This window comes from Leptolyngbya sp. UWPOB_LEPTO1 (assembly GCF_017302695.1).
In the GTDB taxonomy this organism is placed as follows: domain Bacteria; phylum Cyanobacteriota; class Cyanobacteriia; order Leptolyngbyales; family Leptolyngbyaceae; genus Leptolyngbya; species Leptolyngbya boryana.
On sequence record NZ_JAFLCJ010000007.1, the window covers coordinates 89732 to 111684 of the forward strand.

General features: G+C 48.2%; 18 protein-coding genes. 10 read left to right on the top strand and 8 right to left on the bottom strand.

Translation table 11 applies throughout. The annotated features are described in order from the left end of the window. Window positions 1-123 precede the first annotated feature (123 nt). The 4 genes from plsX to J0L70_RS12875 all read left to right on the top strand — a co-directional run bounded on the left by plsX (window position 124) and on the right by J0L70_RS12875 (window position 3806). Complete coding sequence (gene plsX, locus J0L70_RS12860; RefSeq protein ID WP_017287211.1) at window positions 124-1155, top strand: phosphate acyltransferase PlsX; 1032 nt, start codon at window positions 124-126, stop codon at window positions 1153-1155. Between the two features lie 33 nt (window positions 1156-1188). After that, window positions 1189-2187, top strand: a complete 999-nt coding sequence (locus J0L70_RS12865) for a beta-ketoacyl-ACP synthase III (RefSeq protein ID WP_017287212.1) — start codon at window positions 1189-1191, stop codon at window positions 2185-2187. A 75-nt stretch (window positions 2188-2262) separates the two neighbouring features. After that, window positions 2263-3141 carry an ACP S-malonyltransferase gene (fabD, locus tag J0L70_RS12870; RefSeq protein WP_017287213.1) on the top strand — a complete coding sequence of 293 codons (879 nt, stop codon included), beginning with the start codon at window positions 2263-2265 and terminating at the stop codon, window positions 3139-3141. Beyond that, window positions 3138-3806, top strand: coding sequence for a lysophospholipid acyltransferase family protein (locus J0L70_RS12875; RefSeq protein ID WP_268241988.1), 669 nt, complete (start codon window positions 3138-3140; stop codon window positions 3804-3806). Before fabD ends, J0L70_RS12875 begins: the two co-directional genes overlap by 4 nt. 120 nt (window positions 3807-3926) lie before the next feature. Here J0L70_RS12875 and J0L70_RS12880 read toward each other — a convergent pair whose 3' ends face one another. The 5 genes from J0L70_RS12880 to J0L70_RS12900 all read right to left on the bottom strand — a co-directional run bounded on the left by J0L70_RS12880 (window position 3927) and on the right by J0L70_RS12900 (window position 9261). Beyond that, a complete protein-coding gene (locus J0L70_RS12880) occupies window positions 3927-4364 on the bottom strand; it encodes an ATP-binding protein (RefSeq protein ID WP_017287215.1) in 438 nt (145 codons plus the stop codon). 3 nt (window positions 4365-4367) lie between these two features. Further along, a complete protein-coding gene (locus J0L70_RS12885; RefSeq protein ID WP_017287216.1) occupies window positions 4368-6008 on the bottom strand; it encodes a SpoIIE family protein phosphatase in 1641 nt (546 codons plus the stop codon). Window positions 6009-6127: 119 nt separating this feature from the next. Beyond that, a complete protein-coding gene (locus tag J0L70_RS12890; protein WP_017287217.1) occupies window positions 6128-6907 on the bottom strand; it encodes a DUF8738 domain-containing protein in 780 nt (259 codons plus the stop codon). Between the two features lie 56 nt (window positions 6908-6963). Continuing rightward, a complete protein-coding gene (locus tag J0L70_RS12895) occupies window positions 6964-7677 on the bottom strand; it encodes a PIN domain-containing protein (protein ID WP_287454860.1) in 714 nt (237 codons plus the stop codon). Window positions 7678-7698: 21 nt separating this feature from the next. After that, a complete protein-coding gene (locus tag J0L70_RS12900; protein WP_017287219.1) occupies window positions 7699-9261 on the bottom strand; it encodes a site-2 protease family protein in 1563 nt (520 codons plus the stop codon). 89 nt (window positions 9262-9350) lie between these two features. Between J0L70_RS12900 and J0L70_RS12905 the strand changes: the two genes are divergently transcribed. The 4 genes from J0L70_RS12905 (at window position 9351) to J0L70_RS12920 (ending at window position 13770) form a co-directional block, all read left to right on the top strand. Then, a complete protein-coding gene (locus tag J0L70_RS12905; RefSeq protein ID WP_017287220.1) occupies window positions 9351-10490 on the top strand; it encodes a glycosyltransferase in 1140 nt (379 codons plus the stop codon). A 99-nt stretch (window positions 10491-10589) separates the two neighbouring features. After that, a complete protein-coding gene (locus tag J0L70_RS12910; RefSeq protein ID WP_017287221.1) occupies window positions 10590-11312 on the top strand; it encodes an undecaprenyl-phosphate galactose phosphotransferase family protein in 723 nt (240 codons plus the stop codon). 414 nt (window positions 11313-11726) lie between these two features. Then, complete coding sequence (gene gmd, locus J0L70_RS12915) at window positions 11727-12803, top strand: GDP-mannose 4,6-dehydratase (RefSeq protein ID WP_017287223.1); 1077 nt, start codon at window positions 11727-11729, stop codon at window positions 12801-12803. A gap of 16 nt (window positions 12804-12819) precedes the next feature. Further along, window positions 12820-13770 carry a GDP-L-fucose synthase family protein gene (locus J0L70_RS12920; RefSeq protein ID WP_287454863.1) on the top strand — a complete coding sequence of 317 codons (951 nt, stop codon included), beginning with the start codon at window positions 12820-12822 and terminating at the stop codon, window positions 13768-13770. 4 nt (window positions 13771-13774) lie between these two features. On the opposite strand, the gene J0L70_RS12925 is transcribed toward J0L70_RS12920, so the two are convergent. The 3 genes from J0L70_RS12925 to cpcD/petH form a co-directional block, all read right to left on the bottom strand. Further along, window positions 13775-15295 carry a thioredoxin-like domain-containing protein gene (locus J0L70_RS12925; RefSeq protein WP_287454864.1) on the bottom strand — a complete coding sequence of 507 codons (1521 nt, stop codon included), beginning with the start codon at window positions 15293-15295 and terminating at the stop codon, window positions 13775-13777. Then, on the bottom strand, window positions 15252-17849 hold the full coding sequence (locus J0L70_RS12930; RefSeq protein ID WP_287454865.1) for a hypothetical protein: 2598 nt from the start codon (window positions 17847-17849) through the stop codon (window positions 15252-15254). Before J0L70_RS12930 ends, J0L70_RS12925 begins: the two co-directional genes overlap by 44 nt. Before the next feature lie 192 nt (window positions 17850-18041). Continuing rightward, window positions 18042-19283 carry a bifunctional rod-capping linker CpcD/ferredoxin--NADP reductase PetH gene (cpcD/petH, locus tag J0L70_RS12935; protein ID WP_026148517.1) on the bottom strand — a complete coding sequence of 414 codons (1242 nt, stop codon included), beginning with the start codon at window positions 19281-19283 and terminating at the stop codon, window positions 18042-18044. Window positions 19284-19766: 483 nt separating this feature from the next. Between cpcD/petH and J0L70_RS12940 the strand changes: the two genes are divergently transcribed. Then, window positions 19767-20777 carry a phosphoribulokinase gene (locus J0L70_RS12940; protein WP_017287228.1) on the top strand — a complete coding sequence of 337 codons (1011 nt, stop codon included), beginning with the start codon at window positions 19767-19769 and terminating at the stop codon, window positions 20775-20777. Window positions 20778-21158: 381 nt separating this feature from the next. Next, window positions 21159-21896 carry a hypothetical protein gene (locus J0L70_RS12945; RefSeq protein ID WP_017287230.1) on the top strand — a complete coding sequence of 246 codons (738 nt, stop codon included), beginning with the start codon at window positions 21159-21161 and terminating at the stop codon, window positions 21894-21896. Window positions 21897-21953 lie beyond the last annotated feature (57 nt).

A 21953-nucleotide genomic window follows, 5' to 3' on the forward strand; every position in this document is an offset into this window, starting at 1 on the left:
AATAGAGCAATCGAATCGTTAGATTTAGAAAGTAGATTGAGGTTAGAGCGATCGCTTCGGCATCCGCGAATCTAAGCGCAATCTGCTGATAAAATTTGGAAGGTTTTTAAGAACTTAGAGCCAATGGGATCAACGCGGGTAAAAATTGCAATCGATGCAATGGGTGGAGATAATGCCCCGGATGAAATCGTCGCGGGTGCGGTGAGAGCACATGCAGAACTCGATGTCGATGTCGTCTTGGTCGGCGATCCACACCAAGTGGAAGCTGCCTTAAAGCATCATACGCATTCTTCTGATATTGAAATTGTGCCCTCCGAAGGAACAGTCGAAATGGAAGAAGAACCGCTCGTCGGGCTACGTCGCAAGCCAAAAGCCTCGATCAATGTGGCAATGGATTTGGTGAAGAAGAAGCAAGCGGATGCGGTCGTCTCAGCAGGGCATTCTGGTGCGGCGATGGCGGCTGCACTTCTGAAATTGGGACGGTTGAAAGGAATCGATCGTCCAGCGATCGGGGCAGTTCTGCCGACGCTGATCGCGGGTAAGCCCGTTCTGATTCTCGATGTGGGTGCAAACGTTGATTGTCGCCCTAAATTCTTAGAGCAATTTGCTCTGATGGGGACAATCTATTCTCAATATGTTTTAGGCAACTCTGAACCGAAAGTTGGCTTGCTGAACATTGGCGAAGAACCGAATAAAGGCAACGAATTGGCAATTCAAACGCATGAATTGCTAAGTGCTAATCCAGCGATTCCGTTCATCGGCAACGCCGAAGGACGCGATGTTCTGTCCGGTCATTTTGATGTGATTGTCTGCGATGGCTTTGCTGGAAACGTCTTGCTGAAATTTGCGGAAGCGGTGGGAGAAGTCGCACTGCAAATCTTGCGCGAAGAGTTACCGCGCGGATTGCATGGTAAAGCCGGAGTCACCTTCCTTCGTCCAAATCTGAAGCGAATTAAGCAACGCATGGATCACGCAGAACATGGCGGCGGTCTATTGCTGGGTGTAGACGGTGTTTGCATTATCAGCCACGGCAGTTCGCAAGCTCCAACCATCTTCAATGCTGCGCGACTTGCGAAAGATGCGATCGACAACACAGTTCTCGATCGCATTCGCTCAAGTTACGATCCGACGGTTGCTGTTCGTGCGGACAGTTAACTCACCTCAACCCATTTGGAGTGAACAATTTTGGTGGAATATTCAGGGGTCGGAGTCGCCATCACCGGATGTGGATCAGCCGCGCCCAATCCGACGGTTACGAATGATCAGTTAAGTCAAGTGGTCGAAACGTCTGATGAGTGGATCGCTTCACGCACAGGGATTCGCCAACGACACTTAAGCGAGCCTTCGGGAACGTTGGTCGATCTGGCATCGCAAGCGGCAAAATCTGCGATCGACATGGCTGGACTTGAACCCGATCAAATTGATTTGATTCTGCTGGCAACTTCGACCCCAGATGATTTATTTGGCAGTGCGTGTCAGGTACAAGCCGCGATCGGAGCGTCCCAAGCGGTCGCGTTTGATTTGACAGCCGCTTGTTCGGGCTTTGTATTTGGACTCGTGACCGCTGCACAATACATTCGCACCGGAGCTTATCGTAATGTCTTGTTGATTGGGGCGGATGTCTTGTCGCGCTGGGTAGATTGGAGCGATCGTCGCACCTGTGTTTTGTTTGGAGACGGAGCCGGAGCGGTTGTGATCCAAGCAAATCAAAGCGATCGGTTACTCGGGTTTGAACTTCGCAGTGATGGCACTCAGAATCGCTGCTTGAATTTAGCTTATTCAGGCGAATCGAAGCAGTTATCGGAAGATTGTGAAATCGGTCAGGGCAACTTTCAGCCGATTACCATGAACGGGCAGGAAGTCTACCGATTTGCCGTGAAACGCGTGCCGGAAGTGATCGAAAAAGCTTTATTTCGGGCAAACGTGAAGACTGATTCTGTCGATTGGCTCTTATTGCACCAGGCAAATCAGCGGATTTTGGATGCGGTTGCGAATCGATTAAAGATTCCTTCCGAGAAAGTGATTAGTAATCTGGCAAAATACGGCAATACTTCAGCGGCATCGATTCCTCTTGCATTAGATGAAGCGGTGCGAGATGGATTGGTCAAGCCCGGAGATACGATCGCAGCTTCAGGATTTGGTGCTGGCTTGACCTGGGGTGCAGCAATTTTTCAATGGGGGCGTTAGCAATCCTCCTGCCCTGACCTTCAAGGGAATCAGGGCGAAACTGACTTTAAATTTAATTCACAACAATTCACGACAATGGCAAAGACGGCATGGGTGTTCCCTGGGCAAGGATCTCAGGCAATTGGAATGGGCAGTGACTTACTCGAACTTCCCGCAGCGAAGGCAACATTTGATCGAGCAGAACAGATTTTAGGATGGTCCGTGGTCGAGATCTGCCAGAGTCCCGAAAATAAAGTTTCTCAAACGCTGTACACTCAGCCTTGTCTCTACGTTGTTGAAACGATTTTGGCAGATTTGCTCAAAGAAAAAGGGCAAATGCCCGACTTTGTTGCGGGGCATAGTTTAGGCGAATACTCTGCTCTGTACACTGCAGGTGTGTTTGATTTCGAGTCCGGGTTGCGTCTGATGCAACGGCGTGCTGAGTTAATGGACAGCGCCTCCGATGGAATGATGGCGGCTTTGTTAGGATTCGATCGCGCCCAACTCGAAGCGGTTTTAGCTGACACGCCAGGTGCCGTGTTAGCCAATGACAATAATTCTGGTCAGGTGGTCATTTCTGGAACACCGGAAGCTGTTGAAACGGTGATGGCGCAAGTGAAGTCGAAAAAGGCTGTAAAGCTGAACGTCAGCGGTGCATTTCACTCGCCGCTGATGGCAGACGCGGCGGAGCAATTTAAGACCGTTTTAGATGCGGTCGAATTCAAAGCGGCTGAAATGCCTGTCTTATCGAATGTTGATCCGATTCCCAGCCGCAATGCCGGAGAGTTAAAAAGTCGGCTGAGTCGGCAAATGACAGGCTCGGTGCGATGGCGAGAGATTTCGCTGAGACTTCCAGAAGAACACGTCGATCGCGTGATTGAAGTTGGTCCTGGAAAAGTTTTAACTGGAATTATCAAACGCACTTGCCCCGATCTCGTGTTAGAAAATGTGGGCAGCCTTGCTGATCTGTTATGAGCCAAACTTCCGAACGTCCGAGTGCCGAAATTTCCCGCGATCGAGAACCTTTGATCAGTCTGGTTCTCTATCACCTGTTCAAATGGTCTGTGGTGTCTCCGGTTCTGCACACTTACTTTTGTGGACGGATTTACGGAGCGGAGAATGTGCCAAAACAAGGACGGCTGCTCGTCGTGAGCAACCATGCCAGCGATTTTGATCCGCCCTTATTGTCTTGTGCGATCGGGCGACCTGTCGCCTACATGGCAAAAGAAGAACTGTTTAACGTGCCCGTCCTCAAACAGGCGATTACTGCCTATGGAGCTTATCCTGTGAAGCGCGGAACCGGCGATCGCGCGGCGATGAAAGCGGCGATGACCTCGATCGAGTCAGGATGGGCAACGGGCGTTTTTCTCGATGGCACTCGCACGCCAGACGGGCGAATTGCTGATCCAAAATTAGGAGCCGCTTGGATTGCTGCAAAAACAAACTCCCCGCTAATTCCGGTCAGTCTGTGGGGGACACATGAGATTTTCAAGCACGGAAAATTCCCTCAACCTGTGCCGATTACGATTCGGATTGGAAAAGTGATCGAAGCGCCAACTACGACCAATCGGGCAGAACTCGAAGCCATTACGCAGCGTTGTGCGGATGCAATTCATGAATTACACGATTTGGGGCGTTAACCGAGGGGGCGGCTCCGCTCATTCCGCGTGGATGGCGGAGTCAAGATTTGCATCACGTTCGCTGCTCGATCGGTGCGAGTGGAGTCGAGTTGAACCTTATCTTGAAGCTCAAAATTGAGATTATCTGGATGATTGTGCTGACATTTCTAGCAGATTGGCTTGAAGTTTCAAACAATTCCGCCCATTGACCTGAAGCTGATATTCCACCCGATCCATCAGTCGATTTAGAATCAGCCAGCCATAGCCATGCTCTTGCATCATTTCAGGAGATGGAGCCAAATAGCTCGAAATGTCAAACCCCTGTCCGTGATCCCAGATCTCGATCGCTAAATCTCGATCTCTCAATTCCAATCGCACCACGACCGGAAGATCCGGTTGATTGCGGTGGGCATGCCGCACCACATTTGAGTAAGCCTCAACCAAAGCCAACCGTAGCCGACTCGATTGTCGTGTCCAATCAATTTGGTCGCCAATTTCAATTTTGAGACTCTCTAATAGCCAGGATTCAACTACCGTGAGAAATCGCAAATCGCTCGGAACGTGAAGTTCAGTCTTCATGGGTTAGAGAACCTCCAGAGACAGAATCGTTTGATCATCTTCTTGAATCGCATTGTGCGCCTGAATTTGGGCAAGCAGCTGTTTGAGATCCAAACTTTCTCCCGCTTGCTGTAGTAACTTCCATAACCCGGTTTGTCGTAACATCGCCCTTGCGGGATCGCTCGCTAAATTGACTTCTCCTTCTGGTCGCACGGTTGCCTCAGTAATTCCATCGCTGGTTAATAATAAGATTTCTCCATCTTGAAGCAATCGTTTTCCGGCAATCGCGTTCCATTTCGGTAATATCCCTAGGGGAATGCCTCGGACTTTCAAATAAGTTGGCTCAATGGCTTGCGCGATCGTATGCTTTGACCAAACTAAGGGGTAGATATGACCTGCATTCGCATAAACTAATTGTCCGCTCGATCGGGTATATCGCGCCAAAACCATTGTAATAAAACAGTTTGTGCCCATTAAGTCTTGCGAGAGAATGCTGTTTAAATTTCGCATCACTTCATCTGGTTCTGGAGAAACTTCTTGTGACAATTCCCGCCGCAACACGGAAATCGCACTTGCCATAAACAGAGCTGCCGGAACTCCCTTGCCTGAGACATCGCCCACGGCTAGCCATAAATCGCCTTGGGGATGCTGATAGACTTCAAAAAAGTCTCCTCCAACTTCACGAGCGGGATGACAACAAGCTTGTACTTTAAGATTGTCTAATCGCGGAAGCGTCTGCCGCAGGAGATTGGTCTGAATCTGGCGTGCGACTTCTAACTCGGCTCGAATTTGTTCCGCTTGCTCCTGAGTTCGACGATAGAGTCTTGCTTGAGAAATCGCCAAGGCTGCTTGTTCTGTGACGACTTCGATCAGTTCTAAGTCTTCTGTTGACCAGAATGGCTGATCGGATTCTCGATGCAGAGACAGAATCGCGAGGAGGTCTTTTTGGTAGCGCAACGGCAGCACAAAATGCGGTGGATTTTGGCTCTTCATTCTGGCTGTGCTATCGTGCAGTACGATTTGTACCAGGTCTGAAGTGCGATCGTCTTCACAACTCTTGAAGGGCACATTCACTGCACAATACATGGCTGAATTGGATTTCAACCGTTCACCTTCGACGGGATGTAACATGCAGCAACTTGCCTCAAAGGTCAGCCCGATCGTTTCCACGATCGTGTGCAGCATGTTTTGATAATCCAGCGATTCGCGAATCGCGGTTGTAATGGCATTCAACGACGATTCGCGTCTGAGTGCCCGTCGTAAATCCGCTGTGCGCTGTTTTAGCACTTGATAGGTCTCAGCCGCCTGCTCGACAACGACTTGAAGCTGTTGAGACTTCCAAGGCTTGGTGATGTATTTGAATACTTTGCCAGAGTTAATGGCATCGACGAGATCTTCGACATCGGTATAGCCCGTTAGCACAATCCGAATCGTGTCCGGAAAGCGATCGACGGTTCGACTGAGAAACTCAGTTCCCAGCATTTCTGGCATTCGCTGATCTGAAATAATAATTGCGACTTCGCCTTGTTCATCAAGGACTTTGAGCGCTTCGATCGCGCTTTCCGCCCGAATCACGTCGAAGTCTCGCCGGAAGGTACGGTAAAGCAGATCGAGATTATCCGGCTCATCATCCACGATCAACAGCTTGAGTTTTTCTCGCCTCATGCGTTTCCTCGAATGCCGTATAAAGTCTTTATGAAACGTACCCGGGGAATTCGGGGAACTAACAGGGGGGAGATAGGGGAATTTGCGGAAAGTGGGGAGTAGGGAGTGGGGGAGTGGGGTTATTTGAGGGCGTTCCAGGCTTGAATGATGGTTTGGAGCGATCGCGGTAAGTTTTCTTGCTCAATGTCCGCATACTGAACGGTTCCTACGGGACTGGCTAAAGTTACGATGAAGAAATCGGCGGCACCTTGAGGAGGAGAGTAAGTCTTGCGATTGAAATTCTGAAATTGTTCACGCTTCAACAGTTCGCGAAATTCTTCAACTTTTTGGGGTGTGATCTTCCAAGCTCGCAGTGATGCTGATGAAGAAGCGCTTTGAGTTCGTCGTGGATCTCCCCCCATATCAATGGCTTGCTGCATTGTGCCATCGCTCAACAAAATGGTGTCATACGTTTGACCTGCAAATCCGCCGCTCATGCGCGATCGAAACACAACATTCTTGGGTAGAAGTTCGGACGGTTGAGATTCAGCGAGTCTGAGCAATCGACCTTGCAAATCTGTGTGATAAACCCACGTTTGATTCTGATGAGCAACCACAACTTTCCAGCCTTCAATGAGTTGTTGGGTGCAAAATTCATCTGTTTTTGGCAATTCGAGACAGCCATCTCCCCAAGTTTTGCGTTCTGCTTGCATGACCCTCAACTCAGTCGTGGGAATTCCAACTCGGCGTGCTAGATCTTTTCGCACTCGCCAACTCAATGTTTTTGGATAAGCAGTGGTCAGCAGGACTGTCGGATGACGTATTGGGGCGGCAGAGGCTTGCAAAAGCGGAATGCCACTACCAAGAGATAAGGCACTCATCAAGACGATCGCAGAAATGATCTGAACAGGGGAACGCATAAACACTCGCAGAGGGCTTCATGGAGAGAGGACGCGCGGATGCGATCACAAGTTACTTACTGATTTTGCTCTGAGGTAGAGGGAAGTTGCTGAATGAAAGGCTGTGCGAAGCACCACCCCAACGTTAAGCCACTCAGAATTAAAATCAGAGGCAGCAGTGGCAATACACGATCGCGCCACGTAGATTGATACACAGGCTGAGAAGAGAACTTCGGATAATTTGAGGTCAAGAATGGGCGTAAGTGTCTGTGATTTCCAGCACTCAGTACTTGGAGAGAATGCGACTGCATCGATCGCACATGCTGAATTACAACAGGCGGCTGGCGTTTCGTGCGGCTCCAAGTCAGGAAAGTACTCACTGGAACGCCAGTGAGATTATCCAGACGCAGGGCGTGAAGTTGTTGAAGCAAAGCTCGATCGTTCGATACCACTACGACTAATTGTCTGGGACTCGATTGCGCTAAGGACTCGGCTGAGTTGCGCACATCGATGGCGAGTCTGGCGCGTCTCGTGAATGGGCGCTGTGTGTCGGCGTGAATGGGCGATCGTGCCAGGTACCAATCGCCTTCTAACATCAATCGGCAATATTCCCGCGCAATTTTTGATTCGGCTGTGTCGCTCCGATGACCTGCCCAAGCTTCTAACTCTTGATGAACTGCCTCTGGTACAAAACAGCGACCCATCGGGCTAAATTCCAGCCACTCATAGGGTTTACAGGCGAAGAGTGTATTGAGGTCGATGAGCAAGAAAATTTCAGGGGCATCCAACATAATCTGGGGCAGGTGAAACAACTAGCCGCCAATGCCTAGGCGACCGGCGAGACTTGGGGTCAGTGGGAGAAGAATCATCAGCATGAGAAACAGCACAACTAAGGCAATCCCGGCACGGGCATCATCGGGTTCAGTCAGTTCGTTGAGACTGGGACGTTCTGGTGTGCGTTGTAAAACAACAATCACGATCGCCCAATATAACGCTAGCGGATTGACAAACGAAGCTAATCCCAAAATAATGATCGTCGCGACTGTAGCGCGAGCCGCAATCTTGCGTCCATAGATGGCTTGTACAATCCGACCGCCGTCGAGCTGTCCTGCGGGCATGACATTAATGGCCGTCACGACTAAGCCAATCCAGCCCAGTACCACCAAGGGGCTGACTTCAACAATCGATCGCTGAATCTCCGCTCCCATAATTACACGCGCCAAGGTTCCAACCAAGATCGATCCTTCAAAGAATTGTGTCGGAACTTTAAACCCACTGCCTTCATGCGACATCAGCAATCCAGCAATTAACATCCCGAATGCAACGGCTCCACCAGCGAGTGGCCCTGCAACTGAAATATCAAATAACGTCGATCGATTAGGCAACAACGACGCGAATTTGGTGATCGCTCCAAACGAGCCAATCTGCCAGGTGGGAATAAAAAACGGCAAATTTAATTTGATTTGGTAACGTTTTGCGACAATCCAATGCCCAAATTCATGCGCTAACAAAACCGCTAGAATCCCTATGCTAAACGGCAGTACTTCTGCGTATCGCTCTGGAGAACCGTAAAAATCAAATCCGAGTAAAATGCCCCCTGTTTCTAAACTTGCAGCGATCGTGGCAAGAAACAGCACGATCGACAATAAAGTTTGTGTTAACGTCAACGGCTTCGGGTCGTTTTTGCTCGGTAACACGACGACGACAGGCTTTTCTTCCTGATTTTCGATGAGGAATAACCGATAGCGATCGCCGACTTGGGCTTTCAAATTCTCGGTTAGTTTTGCATGGGTAGAGTCTGGATCGCCGCGCAAATTCCCTTTGAAAATTGCGCCATCTTGATATGAAATCGTTTCAGTTAAAAAGTAAGTATCAATGCCAAAAATACTTTTAATGGCTTGGAGATCTTCATTCGGAATCGATAGGCTCTCAGGTGGAATCATGACTGGCGCTTCAGTCGCGTCATCCGATTTAGGAAAAGCAGACTCGATCGCGACTTTCGCTGCTGCTCTTTGTGCCAAGAATTCCTGCCCTTCGGCTCTCAGCTTTCGCCCAATCCAGATATAAATTCCCGTCGAAATCACAAACAGCAGGAGCATTCCCGCCAAATTGAGATAAATTCCTGCCGAAAATAAGCCGAAAAAAATAATCCACGGAGACATCAGTACTACAGACTGAAACCAAGCCAGAATGCCAAGTTTGCCGTAAGGACGAGCACGATTAAATCCTACGGCTAAAATTCCTAAAGCCACTAATACGGCAAGTGCAGTAATCATCTCAACCCCCAAACTCGATCGCACAATTGCATGGAACACTACAAGATCGACGATATACGACTTCTCGTACCCTAGCGAGTTCTCATTCGCTAAGCCCATCACTTTGATCTACTCTACAATGCAATCTCAGACAGTCTGCACTCATAAATAACGATAGAATCTGTGCCAGAGATGAGAAATACGCGATCGTGAATTTAAAGTACGCCCTAGTCCATGAGTGGCTGACCCCTAAAGCAACAGGCGGATCAGAACTCGTCGTTCAAGAAATTCTCAAACATATTGATGCCGATCTCTATGCCTTGATCGATTTTGAATCGGTCAATCCCAACAGCTATCTCTATCGGCGCAAAATCGGAACTACCTTTTTGCAGCATTTTCCCTTCGCCAAAAACGGGGTGCAAAAATATTTGCCGTTTTTACCGATCGCGATCGAACAACTCGATCTCCACGAATACGACGTTATTCTCTCGTCGTATCATGCTGTTGCCAAGGGCGTAATCACCTCTCCCCATCAACTGCACATTTGCTACTGTCACGCTCCCATGCGGTATGTCTGGGATATGACGTTTGAATATCTCCGCAATAGTCGGGTTGGGCATGGAATTGCTGGAATTTTCACGCGATATCTTTTGCATCAATTACGACAATGGGATGTCATCTCATCGAATCGAGTGGACTATTTCATTGCCAATTCTCACCATACCGCGCGCAGAATTTGGCGATGTTATCGACGATCTGCTGAAGTGATCTATCCGCCTGTTGAAGTCGATCGCTTCTCTTATGAACCGCAAAAACAAGATTATTACCTGACTGTTTCAAGGCTGGTTGGCTATAAAAAAATACCCCTAATTGTTCAGGCATTTAATCAACTCGATCTTCCCTTAGTTGTGATCGGTAGCGGCGCAGAATTGTCAACAATTCAGAAGATTGCAAAACCGAATATCAAAATTTTAGGATGGCAGCCCGATGACGTTGTAGAGCAATATATGAAACAAGCAAAAGCGTTTGTCTATGCTGCCTACGAAGATTTTGGAATTGCCCCGGTCGAAGCGCAAGCCTGTGGTACGCCTGTTATTGCCTATGGTGCGGGTGGAACGGCTGAAACTGTGAGAGACTTACGAGAATACCAATCTCAAGGTACAGGAATTCTGTTTCCAAATCAGACAGAAGCCGCGATCGTCGAAGCCGTTCAAGCGTTTGAACAGCATCAGGCAATCTTTCAGCCCGAAGCTTCGAGATCATTTGCCATGAACTTTCACCCGGATATTTTCAAACAACGATATCTTGATTTCATCGATCGAGCCTATCGAGAATTTCAATCTCGTTAAAAATACTCGCCGAATTGGGGAGCAAATTTAACGCGAAACGAGTCTATGGCTTTATGATCAGGACTGTGTGTGTGTGGTGTGGAAAAAGTAAGGAGTAAGATGACTGCCGATAGCCAATTTGTTCCCGGCAAGCGGATTCGGTCAATCTTCAAGCGTGGTAAGCCGATTGGTAAACCGTCAATTTTCAATACTCGGAATGCGCTTGAAACCGATTTTGCCAAACGTCTGTTTGATATCGTATTTTCGCTGTCCGTTCTGATTCTTTTCTCTCCGGTCTATTTCATCTTGGCATTGTTGATTGCTCTGAGTTCTTCAGGGCCGATCTTTTATGTCCAAGAGCGAGTTGGAAAAGATTTCAAGCGCTTCGGCTGCATCAAATTTAGAACAATGGTGAGAAACGCGGATGAAGTGCTGATGGATCTAATCAGCACCTCCCCACAAATGCGCGAAGAATTTGAAACGACGTTCAAACTGAAATCTGATCCACGCATTACCTGGATCGGCAAGTTCTTACGAATTACTAGCCTGGACGAGTTTCCCCAGTTTTGGAATGTCTTGGTCGGAGACATGAGTGTTGTCGGTCCACGCCCGCTTGTCGTCGAAGAACTCCCCAAATACGGCGCTCATATCGATAAAGTCTTAACGATTCGCCCAGGAATTACCGGCTTGTGGCAAGTGTCGGGTCGTAATGATATTCCCTACCCGCAGCGGGTTCGCATTGATGTCTATTATGCGAGCTGTCACAATTTTCTGCTCGACCTCTGGATCATTGTCAAAACGATCGGAGTCGTTGTCTTTCCGAAAAATAACGGAGCGTATTAAGCCGTTTGGCGTTCAAACTTGCGAAATTGAGTCGAGTAATCCGGATTACGTGAATCATCTCCGTAATGGTTAGCAGTTTGGCGAGTTCGCATCCTTTCCATTTTCGAGTTGGAAGCGATTGAGTTCTGATGCCATATCGATGACTCCATCAACGAATTGTGACTGGGATAAATTGTGACTGAAGCGGCTGAAACTTCTAAAATTTAGCGAATCTTATTCTAAGTCCATGGTTCTTTCACAGACAAGTTGAACCTTTTGCTGTAAGGTTGGGTGTTATTTTGGTGTTATTTGCGCTGCACTTAGGGTTAACTAGGTACAGCTTGTTTCGTGCGCCGAAAATGGCGATCGAGCGCAACAACCCAGGTTTAATTGATGTCCAGCAGTTTCTGTAATTGCAGGTGAGGAAAGTAAAGAATGACGCAACGTAAACGCGCACTGGTAACGGGTATCACGGGTCAAGATGGTTCCTATCTAAGTGAACTTTTACTCGAACAAGGGTATGAAGTCCACGGAATTATCCGAAGAACTTCGACGTTTAATACCGATCGTATCGATCACATTTACGAAGATCCTCATGTTGAAGGCGCACGCCTCTTCCTGCACTACGGGGATTTGACCGATGGTACGACGTTCCGGCGCATTCTTGAAGAAGTGAAGCCTTCGGAAGTGTATAACTTAGGGGCGCAGTCTCATGTTCGCGTCAGTTTTGATGCTCCAGAATATACGGCTGATGCGGTTGGCATGGGCGCGTTAAGAATTCTCGAAGCGGTTCGGGACTATCAGCAACGCATCGGGGAACAAGTCCGCTACTACCAAGCGGGTTCTTCAGAAATGTACGGAAAAGTTCAGCAAGTTCCGCAAACCGAAGAAACACCGTTCTATCCTCGCAGTCCTTATGCGTGTGCAAAAGTATTCGCGCACTGGCAGACCGTGAACTATCGTGAGTCGTATGACATGTTTGCTTGTAATGGCATTCTGTTCAATCACGAGTCTCCACGCCGGGGTGAAACATTTGTGACCCGCAAAATTACTCGTGCCGTAGCACAAATCGTTGCAGGTCGTCAGAAGAAGCTGTTCATGGGTAACCTCGACGCAAAACGCGACTGGGGCTATGCGAAAGATTATGTGCGGGCAATGTGGTTAATGTTGCAGCAAGAGCAGCCAGACGATTACGTTGTAGCAACGGGTGAAACGCATTCAGTGCATGAGTTTCTAGATATTGCTTTCGGTCGCGTCAACTTAGATTGGAAGGACTATGTTGAATTTGACGAACGCTACTTGCGTCCGGCGGAAGTCGATCTCTTGATTGGCGATCCAGCGAAGGCGAAGAAACAGTTGGGTTGGGAACCTTCTGTAACGTTTGAAGAGTTGGTGCATCTGATGGTGGATGCTGATCTGCAAGCTTTGGGAATCAGTACCCCTGGTAATGGGCACGCGAAGGTAGCAGATTATGCAACTGTTCGCCAGAACCTCGCTGGAGTCTCTTTCTAAGCAAGGAAATTAAGTCATGACCTCAACAACGTTTGATCTTCACAATAAGCGCATTCTGGTTACAGGTGGAGCAGGATTCTTGGGTCGCCAAGTGGTTCGTCAGTTGTGCGAATCGGGGGCTGACCCACAAAAAATTACCGTACCGCGATCGCACGATCTCGATCTTCGCAAGATGGAAAATTGCCAACGAGCGGTTGATCAACAAGATGTCGTGGTGCATTTGGCGGCACATGTTGGGGGCATCGGGCTAAATCGCGAAAAACCTGCTGAGTTGTTTTACGACAACTTGATGATGGGAACGCAATTGATTCATGCTGCTTACGAAGCAGGGGTACAGAAGTTTGTCTGTGCAGGAACGATTTGTGCGTATCCCAAATTCACACCTGTTCCGTTCAAAGAAGATGATATCTGGAACGGTTATCCAGAAGAGACGAATGCGCCGTATGGTGTCGCGAAGAAAGCGCTTTTAGTGCAACTTCAGTCGTATCGTCAACAGTATGGATTTGATGGCATTTATCTCCTGCCTGTAAATCTGTATGGGCCGGAGGACAATTTTGATCCGAGCAGTTCGCATGTGATTCCCGCTTTGATTCGGAAGGTCTATGAAGCTCAACAAGCGGGTGCGGCGACGTTACCCGTTTGGGGAGATGGCAGTCCGACGCGTGAGTTTCTCTATGTGGATGATGCAGCGCGCGGGATTATCACTGCGCTTCAGCATTACAGCGAGGGCGAACCTGTGAATTTAGGCACGGGTTATGAAATCTCGATTCGGGATTTGATTACGTTGCTCTGCGATTTGATGGAATTTAAGGGCGAGATCGTTTGGGAAACGGATAAGCCGAATGGTCAGCCTCGCCGCTGTTTGGATACGCAGCGGGCGAAGGAGAAGTTTGGATTCTCAGCTCAGGTGAGCTTTGAAGAAGGACTGAAAAAGACGATCGATTGGTATCGCCAAAATCCTCAGTAAGTTTCTATTCACCTTGTTCATGGGGGCGCTCTTTGGAGTCCCCCTTTTTTAGTGCTGAAATGTAGTGCGGAAAGCAGACGGTTGGAGCACAGAGACTTGGAAAGTCGATCGATGAAATTTCCAAAGTTTTCAAATCAATTTTCCGAATCGCATGATGATTTGTATCTGCAATAAATAAGTGCGTTGCAGTTGCGCTAATTCCAGATGGTTCAGAAAACGATTCTGTGAAAACGGTTTGACAAAATCCATCGGAGTTTACGCGCTTGATTTTGTGATTGTAAGTATCTGCAATCCACAATTGTTCTGCAAATTCGACATCTAAACAATGTTGTAATCGAGCCGTTTCCCCGATGCTATCAACATCACCGAAGTTATACAAATCTCCACCACCGCAAACTGTTTTCACTTGAGAAGTTGCTAAATCAATTGATCGAATCGAACTTGTTTCACTGTCGGCAATCCATAATTCTTTTCCATTTGTCGTAATCCCACTCGGTTGAGCAAAAGCCGCTTCTTGAATGGCTCCATCAAAACTGGCTTCGGCTCCAGTTCCGGCAAAAGTTTGAATGACATTTTCTTTCATTTCCCAAATCTGATGTGCGCCTGCCATCGCGATAAATAAGCGATAGCCGTTCCACACCAAATCCCAAGGTGAATTCAGATCCACTTCTAAAGCTTTGCCACCATGCGGATAGATTGTTTTGCTTTGATTGCCAGTTCCAGCGATCGTCGAGACAATTCTCTTCTCTAAATCAATACAGCGAATTGCATGATTTCCAGTGTCAGCAACATAGAGAATATTTTGGTGAATCGTCATTCCCTGGGGATTTGAGAATTGTGCCTCATCAAATGAACCGTCTTTTAAGCCTGAAAAACCTGTGCCAATAATGTCTAAGACTTCACCTTCAAAGGTTGTAACGACAATTCGATGATGTCCTGAATCGGCAATGAATAAGCGATCGCTCGCCAAAACTTTTCCCGGGAAAGCTAATGGCGAAATTGGCATGTCTTCTAACTCAAACTGGATGTCTTTTGGCTCGATTCCGTTGACTAATTCGCCAATCAGTTGATCGAGTAATTCTCTTCTGCCTTCTCCAGCGATCGTTCTTACAATTCGCCCATTTGCGTCAATCAAAACGAAGGTTGGATAAGCGCGAACAGCATAAGACTCCCAAACTTGAAAATCGCGATCGACTAAGACCGGATGCGTAATTTCATAGCGCAAAATGGCTTGGCGAATATTCTCGATCGAACTTTCATTCTCGAATTTTGCGGAGTGAATGCTGAGGATAGTTAAGCGATCGTGATACTTATCTTCCAAATATTTCAAATCCGGTAGGCTGTGAATGCAATTAATACAGCCATACGTCCAGAAATCTAGCAAAAGAATGCGTCCCCTAAACTCTTTGAGAGACAGAGGACGCTGAACATTTAACCAAGTGAGATTTTTCGGAAACTCCGGTGCGCGAACCATGAGCGTTTTATTCTGCGTTTCCTTCTGACGATAGCGCAGGTGCAGCAACACGAGGCTTCAGAGGCATACCGAGACGACGCTCAAGCTCAGTCTGAGGCTCAAAGTCTGAAGGGGCAGCAGGTTCTGCCTCGGTTACGGGCGGTTCTACTTTCTCCACGACTGGCGGTTCAACAGGTTTGGGAACTGCCTGACGCAATTTTTCCAAAGGATTCAGCTTGGGTTCGGGTTTAACTTCTTCAGCAGGCTTTGTTTCTAGAACGACTGGAGGTTCGACTGCTGGAGCAGAAACGGCATCAGGAACTGGAGTTGGGCTTGGAGCAACAATGATGGGTTTCGGCTCAGGGCGTTTGAAGCGATCGAACGGATTAACTTTCGGTGTCGCTTTTACTTCTGGCTCAGTTTCAACGGGTTTCGGTGTTTCAACTGGCGTTTCTTTCACTTCTGGCGTAGGGATAACCTCAACGGGTTTTGATTCTTCAATCGGCGTTACTTCGACTGGAGCAGGTTTAGGTTCTGGACGCTTGAAGCGATCGAAGAAACTCGATTTTGGCTTCTCTTTAACCTCTGGAGCCGGAGCGACCTCAATTGCTTCAGGTTCTGCTTCAACGGTTGATGGTTCCTCAACAGGTTTCGGTTCCTCAACGGGTGCTACTTCGACTGGAGCAGGTTTGAATTCTGGGCGCTTAAAGCGATCGAAGAAACTTGATTTTGGCTTCTCTTTAACCTCTGGAGCCGGAGCGACCTCAATTGCTTCGGGTTCTGCTTCAACCGTTGGCGTTTCTTCAACGATTGGAGCCGTTTCTTCAACGGGCGCTACTTCGACCGGATTAGGTTTGATTTCTGGGCGCTTAAAGCGATCGAAGAAGTTCGATTTCGGTTTTTCTTGGACTGCCGGAGCAGGCGAAACTTCAATTACTTCAGGTTCTGCTTCAACTGTTGGTGGTTCTTCAACAGGTTTCGGTTCTTCAACGGGCGCTACTTCGACTGGAGCGGGTTTGGGTTCTGGACGCTTAAAGCGATCGAAGAAGTTCGATTTTGGTTTTTCTTGAACTGCTGGAGCAGGCGCAACTTCGACAGGTTCTGGGATTGTTTCGACGGGTGACGGCTCGATTGTTGGTACTTCCGTTGGAGCTGGAACGACTGGAATGATCGGCGGCTGAGTGCGATTAAAGAATCCACCTGGTGCAGGGGTAGCCTTCACAGGCGGAACTTCAATTGGCGTTAAAACTTCCGGCTCTTCTGCCTTCACTTCTGGTTCTGTGATGACTTCGGGTGCAGGACTCGGTTCAGGCGGAACGACTGGAGCTTCGGGGCGCTTGAAGCGATTAAAGAATCCACCTTTAGGTTTCTCTGGCACTTTAGGAGTCTCAGGGGCGACCATGACTGGTTCCTCGGGTTGAGACACTTCTGGCTCAATGACTTCCGGTTCGGAAACTTCGGGTTCTACAACGGCAGGAGCTACAACGGCTGGTTCCGGTTTCGTAGGTTCAGACCGTTTGAATCGATTAAAGAATCCACCTGCGGGTTTTTCAGCTTCTTTCGGTTTTGGAGCTTCCTCAACAGGCTTGGGTTCTTCAATTGCCTTCGGTTCTTCAACAGGCTTGGAGAATTCTGGTTCAGGAGCAGGGACAACAACAGGCGGAATTACGGGTGCAGGTTCTAGAGTTGGAGCAACTTCAGGCGCTTTGGCTGCGGGTTTAAAGGTTGGATCAACGATCGACACCGCCTCTGCAAACGGAATTTCGCCACGAACTAACCTTGACAGTGGATCTTTCCCGTTCGGCTCATACGTGAAGACGCGAGCCGTATTGTTATATACATTGGCAACGGGATTGCCTTTGTCGTCAACGTACTCCAGTTGTACCCAGTTTTTGCCAGGTTTAAAGCCTTGGAGATAGATCGGTTGCCAGCGATCGACGGTAAAACTATCGCCATTGACCGTTACTTTGACTTTCCAATCCGACACATCATCTTTATCGTCTTCCTGAGCGACCAGATGCAACGGAGCATTCGTTAAATAGAAATCTAATAAGATCGGCTCTGCGCCATAGGTCGCTTGCGGTCGGTTATAAGTTAAAAGCGGTAATTTTGGATCAGGATTATTGGTCGGTGTTTTTGTAAACACATGGAAAGTCGTCTGAGCAAATGCTCCGTCATTCTTAAAGCTTTCGTGCCAAGGACGACCCGCAAAGACTCGCAAAGTATGGGTTCCGGCTGCTAAATCCTTGAAAATGAGCGGCTGACTCGTATCGTAAACCGCTTGATACGGCTGATCGTCAAGAAAGACGTGCAAATGCGACCCTAGCCCAAATTTCTCGTCTTTGCGCAGCGGCAAGTCTTTGACATTCAGCTTCACCGAAACGGTATTGTCTTGCAGCACCTCATTTTGACGAGGAGATACGATCGAGACTTGAGGCTGATATTGATCAGTCAGATCGTGCAACTGCTGAATTACATCAGGCGGCGACACTTCTGAAATCTTGCCTGCTAGCTTAGTTGAAGAGGCAGCAAACGCAGGGGCTGTCCCCCAATTCAACAACATTGCCAACACGAATGAGACTGAAAGAGTTTTAGCCGTCCCTCGCCAGCGCATGATCCCTAACACCAGTACTCTCCTAACATCAAATCACGCTTTCCCTTCGGCACTATAGCGGAAAATCTGGTAGATCAGAACGCGATCGTGATGAATCTCCACGGTGAGAGAAGTAGGGAGTAGGGAGTGGGGAGTGGGATCTCAACAAAAAACCGAGAAAACCTTTCAGTTTCCCCGGTTTCTTATGCTAAAAATTACAGAACTCTAGTACGTTTCAACGTGCCAGCGACCTGCTTTCTTCATCGCGCTGCGGAACTCTTTCCACTCCACGCCTTCTTTTGCAGCTTCAGCACCGAGAGCGGCATCAATACCATCTTCCATGCCTTTCAGACCGCAAATGTAGGTATGAGTTTTCTCATCTTTCATCAGCTTGTACAACTCAGCCGCATTTTCAGCGACGCGGTCTTGAATGTACATTCTGCCGCCATCTTTATTCTGCTGCTCACGGCTGATCGCAGTCGTCAAGCGGAAGTTATTCGGATACTTCTGCGCCATCTCTTCAAGTTCGCCCTTGTAGAGAATATTTGCGCTGGTGGGAATCCCGAAGATCAACCAAGAGAAACCATTGAACTGATAGTTGGGGTTCGCTGCTCTCTCGTTATCTTTGAATTGCCGCCACAAGTATGCCCGCATCGGAGCAATCCCGGTTCCGGTTGCCATCATGATCACATTCGTATCGGTCTCTTCCGGTAAGAGCATTTCTTTTCCGGTCGGCCCTGTGATCTTCACATCTGCACCTGGCTCTAGGTTACAGAGATAGGTCGAACAAACCCCATAAACAGTTTCGCCTGTTTCAGGGTGCTTGTATTCGAGTTGGCGCACGCAAAGCGACACGGTTTTGTCATCCACATCATCGCCGTGGCGAGTCGATGCGATCGAATACAGTCTCAGCTTCTCTGGCTTACCATTCTTGTCAAGACCGGGAGGAATAATCCCAATACTTTGACCTTCTACATAAGTCAGATCGCCTGCTGAAATATCAAATTTGATATGACGGACAGTTCCAATTCCGCCTTCGCCCACTAATTCATCGTTAGAAATACATTTCCCGATAAACGGACTGTTCGGCTTGTAAATGTTGACTGGAACATCTGCGTGTTTTTTAGCCTTGGCTTGTGTCATCGGCTTAGATCCTGTTGAGCTGCTCGCAGAAGCATTTTCCTGCGCGATCGCAGGAGCTTTCTGTTCAACAGTAACGTTTCCAGTGCCACTGCCGTTTGCATCTAAAGGCTGAATGCTAACAATCGTGCCCCCCATTCGGGAGATCCGCTGCATAAACGAATTCATGCGGCTATAAGGGACATTAAAAAAAGTGCTCCCGCTTTTCCGAACCGTGGAACCTGAGGAACCGTCTGCGTCACTTTGACCCAAACCAATGACCTCATACCGAAAAACTCGGTTCCCCGATTGGGTGTTCGCAGCACCCGACGCGCTGGAATAATACATCGCTGTGTGTTTCTCCGACCTAATTTAGAATGAATTGTGCTGCAAGCTGCCCATTTACATAAATATGCATGGTTTGGGGATCGATCGCAAATTTCCCCAACCTGCCAAGACCGTATCGGACGCGACAACTTCGCTACCGTCCCTACTTTACAGAGGCTTGGAACCGTTCGATCACTCTAAAATATAAAACTCAGATTAATCTTTTTAATTTCACAATAAAAAATAATTTCAAATTTTAAGTTCTTTTAAGCCTTGTCCGTGGGATCGCGATTTGGTAGAATCCCCTTAGCTGATAGTACTAAATACTTACGCTATGCCTTGAGCCTTTGCGGGGCTGCTTGCAGGGTGTTTTTTTGTGGCAATCGCTCTTGCCCAAAGACCCTTGTGCTGTGACTTGTGAGGGTAGAGTGCTATCGAGACAGTCCAGACTCTCCTGGCTGACCCAAAAAAACGTCGTTGACTTTTTGTTTTTAGAGGAAACTTATGACCAGTAAGCCAGACCGCGTGGTTCTGATTGGCGTTGCCGGAGACTCCGGGTGCGGTAAGTCCACGTTTCTGCGCCGAATCACAGATTTGTTTGGGGAAGATTTCGTCACCGTCATCTGCCTGGACGACTACCACAGTCTGGATCGGAAACAACGCAAGGAAACGGGCATCACTGCACTCAACCCAAAGGCAAATAATTTTGACCTGATGGCAGAGCAGATCAAAGCGCTCAAGAGTGGAGAAACCATCGATAAGCCGATTTACAACCATGAAACCGGGGAAATTGATCCACCTGAGAAGATCGAACCGAACCACATCGTTGTGATCGAAGGCTTGCATCCGCTGTATGACAAGCGCGTGCGCGACTTGATTGATTTCAGCGTCTATCTCGACATTAGCGATGAAGTCAAAATCGCTTGGAAGATTCAACGCGATATGGCTGAGCGTGGTCATAGCTACGAAGATGTGTTGGCACAAATTAACTCACGCAAACCTGACTTTGATGCGTACATTGATCCGCAGAAAGAGTTTGCAGATGTTGTGATTCAGGTGTTGCCGACCCAGTTGATCAAAGAGGACAAAGAACGGAAAGTTCTGCGTGTTCAAATGATTCAACGCGATGGCATTGAAGGCTACGACCCGGTTTATCTGTTTGATGAGGGTTCGACGATCGATTGGACTCCTTGTGGACGGAAGCTGACCTGTTCATATCCCGGCATCAGAATGCACTACGGACCGGATGTGTACTACAAGCACGGAGTTTCGGTGCTCGAAGTGGATGGTCAATTCGACAAGCTCGAAGAAGTCATCTACATCGAACAGCATTTGAGCAAGACTTCTGCGAAGTACAACGGGGAAGTAACCGAATTGTTGTTGCAACACCGTGAGTATCCTGGCTCTAACAATGGAACAGGCTTGTTCCAGGTGTTGACGGGTCTGAAGATGCGTGCAACGTACGAGCGTCTGACCAATCAAGCTGGTGCAACAAAAGTGCCTGCAAATGTCTAGAACCATTTGAAATGATGATGATGGGGCGCGAAATGCGTCCCTTTTTTGTCAGAAATTTCGTCATAAAGGTTTTGGACGATCGCGTTCGGTCTGAATCGACTCAACTCGCGTAGCGAATCAGTTTTGGTCAAAGCATCTTGAAAAGTTCGTGCTTGAGTCTTGATCCGGATCGAAGGGAAGCTGAAACGCGGCAATGAGTTGCGATCGACTAATCGGTTTGATAAGTTCTGCTTCGGAATCTGATGCAATCTGAAGCAACGCTTTAATTTATAATGATCTCCTAAGAATCGTAATTTTCTAATTTACATACTGCGCCCTGGGTAAACTCTTCCGGTGGTTGGCACAGTGTAATTCTGTAAACAATATTGAGGTTATGGCGCGATGGCAACCAGCCGCAGAACTCAAACCAGTACTCGCAGGACCAGTAATCGACGCACTGCCGCGAAGGTCACAGAAACTCCTGAGAGTTCGGCTCCTGCTCCGGCTGAGACCCCAGAAGCGACTTCAGAATCTCCAAGTCCAGACGTTGGCGAATCGCTAGAAGTTAACGAACCGCCCATCGTCAGTGAACAACCCGAAGTCAGCGAACCGACTGACCCCATTTCAGAAACCGCTTTAGACAGCGATTTTCAAGAAGCATCCACAGAATCAACTCCAAAAGAATCAATCCCGGAGGAACCTCCTATGAGTAACGCAGACGTGATCGAAGCAACAGCAACTCCCGCTGAAGGAAACGGTAGCGCGATTGAAATTCGTAGCGATGTTCCCAGTCTCTCGATTTGGAATCGTCCCGTCATGCCCAGTGATATCGAAATTGTTGGCACCATTACTTCGTCCGGTGAACGCCCGATCGAAGCAAGCCATCTTGCAGTATTCGGCACGATTTTGAATGGTCGTCCCATTCTGGCAAGCAATTTGAAAGTCGCTGAAATGCTGCCTGGCAATCGTCCAATTTTTTACAGCGATTTCCATTCTGTCTCGGCATTGACCCTAGCGGGCGATCGTCCCGTGATGGCAAGCGCATCCGGCTTGATGCACGCTGAGAAACTGCCGGGCGATCGACCGATTTTCACAAACGATGTTGACGATCCTTCGACGCTCATGGGCTTCATCGACTAGAGATTTCATTCAATCTGAATCGATGGGCGCTTCTGAAAAGGAGTGCCCATTTTTAAC

What these genes read in the sequence shown, in the direction of transcription:
- plsX (WP_017287211.1), top strand. Translation starts at nt 124, where the DNA reads ATGGGATCAACGCGGGTAAAAATTGCAATCGATGCAATGGGTGGAGAT.
- J0L70_RS12910 (WP_017287221.1), top strand. Translation starts at nt 10,590, where the DNA reads ATGACTGCCGATAGCCAATTTGTTCCCGGCAAGCGGATTCGGTCAATC.
- J0L70_RS12890 (WP_017287217.1), bottom strand. Translation starts at nt 6,907, where the DNA reads ATGCGTTCCCCTGTTCAGATCATTTCTGCGATCGTCTTGATGAGTGCC.
- J0L70_RS12895 (WP_287454860.1), bottom strand. Translation starts at nt 7,677, where the DNA reads ATGTTGGATGCCCCTGAAATTTTCTTGCTCATCGACCTCAATACACTC.
- J0L70_RS12940 (WP_017287228.1), top strand. Translation starts at nt 19,767, where the DNA reads ATGACCAGTAAGCCAGACCGCGTGGTTCTGATTGGCGTTGCCGGAGAC.
- J0L70_RS12920 (WP_287454863.1), top strand. Translation starts at nt 12,820, where the DNA reads ATGACCTCAACAACGTTTGATCTTCACAATAAGCGCATTCTGGTTACA.
- fabD (WP_017287213.1), top strand. Translation starts at nt 2,263, where the DNA reads ATGGCAAAGACGGCATGGGTGTTCCCTGGGCAAGGATCTCAGGCAATT.
- J0L70_RS12900 (WP_017287219.1), bottom strand. Translation starts at nt 9,261, where the DNA reads ATGGGCTTAGCGAATGAGAACTCGCTAGGGTACGAGAAGTCGTATATC.
- gmd (WP_017287223.1), top strand. Translation starts at nt 11,727, where the DNA reads ATGACGCAACGTAAACGCGCACTGGTAACGGGTATCACGGGTCAAGAT.
- J0L70_RS12875 (WP_268241988.1), top strand. Translation starts at nt 3,138, where the DNA reads ATGAGCCAAACTTCCGAACGTCCGAGTGCCGAAATTTCCCGCGATCGA.
- J0L70_RS12885 (WP_017287216.1), bottom strand. Translation starts at nt 6,008, where the DNA reads ATGAGGCGAGAAAAACTCAAGCTGTTGATCGTGGATGATGAGCCGGAT.
- J0L70_RS12880 (WP_017287215.1), bottom strand. Translation starts at nt 4,364, where the DNA reads ATGAAGACTGAACTTCACGTTCCGAGCGATTTGCGATTTCTCACGGTA.
- J0L70_RS12945 (WP_017287230.1), top strand. Translation starts at nt 21,159, where the DNA reads ATGGCAACCAGCCGCAGAACTCAAACCAGTACTCGCAGGACCAGTAAT.
- cpcD/petH (WP_026148517.1), bottom strand. Translation starts at nt 19,283, where the DNA reads ATGTATTATTCCAGCGCGTCGGGTGCTGCGAACACCCAATCGGGGAAC.